Origin of the sequence: Hydrogenophaga sp. (assembly GCF_041633695.1) — a bacterium.
Lineage (GTDB): Bacteria > Pseudomonadota > Gammaproteobacteria > Burkholderiales > Burkholderiaceae_C > Hydrogenophaga.
Map to the genome: position 1 here is coordinate 1 of NZ_JBFJMY010000627.1, position 1,963 is coordinate 1,963.

General features: G+C 65.8%; 2 protein-coding genes. Both read left to right on the plus strand.

Annotation, left to right across the window (positions count from 1 at the left end):
* Positions 1 to 873: methyl-accepting chemotaxis protein (locus ABYB95_RS22545; RefSeq protein WP_372662279.1), on the plus strand; the 873-nt coding region annotated here is incomplete at its 5' end.
* Positions 874 to 1,018: 145 nt separating this feature from the next.
* On the plus strand, positions 1,019 to 1,963 hold a 945-nt coding region (locus ABYB95_RS22550; RefSeq protein WP_372662282.1), incomplete at its 3' end, for a methyl-accepting chemotaxis protein.

Consider the following 1,963-nt stretch of genomic DNA (forward strand, 5'->3'; position numbering starts at 1 on the left):
GACGCGGCCAGCCAGGCCAACCAGCTGGTCTCGACCGCCGCTGAAATCGCCACGCGCGGTGGCGAAGTGGTGGGCCAGGTGGTGGTGACCATGGACGAGATCAACCACAGCAGCAAGAAGATCAGCGACATCATTGGCGTGATCGACGGCATCGCTTTCCAGACCAACATCCTGGCGCTCAACGCGGCGGTGGAGGCGGCGCGCGCCGGCGAGCAGGGCCGGGGTTTTGCGGTGGTGGCCAGCGAAGTGCGCAGCCTGGCCCAGCGCAGCGCCCAGGCGGCCAAAGAGATCAAGGGCTTGATCAACAACAGTGTCGACAAGGTGCAGATCGGTTCGCGCCTGGTGGCCGATGCCGGAGAAACCATGAACGAATTGGTGGGCTCGGTGCAGCGGGTGTCGGACATCATGGGTGAAATTTCTGCGGCCGCCAGCGAGCAAAGCGACGGTATCGGACAGCTCAACAGCGCAGTGGGTCAACTGGACCGCATGACGCAGCAGAACGCAGCCCTGGTGGAGCAAAGTGCGGCCGCCGCCGAGAGCCTGAAAGAGCAGGCGGGCCGCCTGATCGGTGTGGCCCAGGTGTTCCGCCTGGAGGGCGACGAAACGGCGGCCCAAGCGCGCCTGCCGGTGCCCAAGAGCAACCAGGCGCAGTTGCCGGAGCCCGGCAAGCTGGCGCGCAGTGGTGTGGTCCCTGGTGGTGTGCAGCGCGCAGACGCAGGGGCGCCGACCGCTGCGGCCCGGCCCACGCCCATCCGTGCGCCCGTTCCAGCGCGCCCCCCGACTTCCGCCACGCCGTCTGGCGCCGCCGGCGCAGCGCCGGTGTTGGCCACCGCCCATGCCGGTGACGACCTGGGCGACTGGGAAAATTTCTGAATCCGTTAGCGGTCCAGGTGCTGGTGCGTGGGTCGACCCAAGCTGGCGTCACGCACCCCCCTCCCACCGTGGAAAGAGCTACATGACAAACACTTCACAAACTTTGCACGGGTCAGACCACCCAACAGAAAGCCGTCGCAACAGAATGGGTGACCGGATCGTGCTCCTGGGCCTCTTGCTGGGTGCCGTGGCCGCAGTACCCATCGGCTACGCCTACTACGAGCTCGAGCTGGCTGTGGTGGGCGCTCTGGTGTTTGCGGGCATGGGTGTGGCCGCCTACGTATTCGGTCGCGGCAACTTTGCGGCGCGGATGGTGCTGGCTTTTGCCCTGGTCGGCATGGTGGCCTTGCACATCCAGTTGGCGCATGGGGAGCTGGAATACCATTTTGGCGTTTTTGTGTCGCTGGCCTTGCTGCTGGTCTATCTCGATTGGCGGCCGATCGTCTTTGCCGCCGTTTTGTTTGCGGTGCACCACGTGCTTTTTGACCGTTTGCAGGCGGCCGGCCTTGGTTTCTATTGCATCACCCAGCCGGATTTTGGCCGCATCATGATCCACGCCGCCTACGTGGTGGCCCAAACGGCGCTGGAGGTGGTGCTGGCGGGCGCCTTGGCGCGCACGGCCCGGGAAGGCGAGGAGTTGTCGCGGCTGATGGCTGCGGTGGACCGCCCGGACGGCTTGGCGTTGGACGTGGAAGGCATGCAGATGGGCAGCCCCCGAAGTCAGGCGTTGCAGGCGGTTTTTCAACGCATGCAGGTGATGGTGCAATCGGTCCAGGCCTCGGCCAGCAGCATGGAGACCGCCAGCCAGGAGATGGCGGTGGGCAACAGCGAACTGTCCAGCCGCACCGACCAGGCGGCCAGCAGCCTGCAGGAAATGGCGGCCAGCATGGGCCAGATCCACGCCACCGTGCGCCAGAGCGAAGAAGCCGCCCGTCAGGCCAGCGAGATGGCTGTGGCCAACGCGGCGGTGGCCACGCGCGGCGGCGAAGTGGTGGGCCAGGTGGTGACGACCATGGACGAGATCAACCACAGCAGCAAGAAGATCAGCGACATCATCGGCGTGATCGACGGCATCGCTTTCCAGACCAAC